Raw genomic sequence first — 883 nt, 5'->3', positions numbered from 1 at the left:
GAAAACCGTAAAATAGTGGGGAAGTACATCAGCTTGTTAGCTGTCGTACTTTTCGCTGTCTTTTTGGTCAATTTTGCTGTTATTATCGCGAAAGGTAATATATTTGGTACTGACTTAGTAAAAGAAGCTAAAAAGGTTCACCAAACAACCCGAACAGTTCCTGCCAAGCGTGGAACTATCTATGACCGAAATGGAGTGCCTATCGCAGAAGATGCGACCTCTTATAATGTCTATGCTGTTATTGACAAAAAATACAAGTCAGCAACGGGTAAAATTCTTTATGTAGAAGATGCTCAGTTTAATAAGGTAGCAGAGGTCTTCCATAAGTATTTGGATATGGACGAGGCTTATGTTAAAGAACAATTGTCTCAACCGAATCTGACCCAGGTTTCCTTTGGTGCAAAAGGAAATGGGATTACATATGCCAATATGATGGCTATTAAAAAAGATTTGAAAGATGCTAGTGTGGAAGGGATTGACTTTACAACTAGCCCTAACAGAAGCTATCCAAATGGACAATTTGCTTCTAGCTTTATTGGCTTAGCCCAACTTCATGAAAATGAGGATGGTAGTAAGAGTTTGTTAGGGACTTCTGGTTTGGAGAGTTCTTTAAATACCATTCTTGCTGGGACAGACGGTATTATTACCTATGAAAAAGACCGTGTAGGAAATATCGTACCAGGTACAGAACTGGTATCGCAACAAACTGTGGATGGCAAGGATGTTTATACAACATTGTCTAGTCCGCTACAATCTTTCATGGAAACTCAGATGGATGCCTTTCTAGAAAAAGTAAAAGGTAAGTATATGACCGCGACCTTGGTCAGTGCAAAGACCGGTGAAATCCTCGCTACCACCCAACGACCTACCTTTAATGCAGATA

General features: G+C 39.8%; 1 pseudogene. It reads left to right on the top strand.

The features are described from left to right. Window positions 1–883 (top strand): annotated as a pseudogene (locus tag SMIDD26_RS13265) (penicillin-binding protein); the annotation flags it as partial.

This window comes from Streptococcus mitis (assembly GCF_001579035.1).
GTDB classification, from domain to species: Bacteria; Bacillota; Bacilli; order Lactobacillales; family Streptococcaceae; genus Streptococcus; species Streptococcus mitis_J.
The sequence above is the reverse complement of the archived record's forward strand: the minus strand, read 5'-3'. Positions and strand labels throughout refer to the sequence as shown.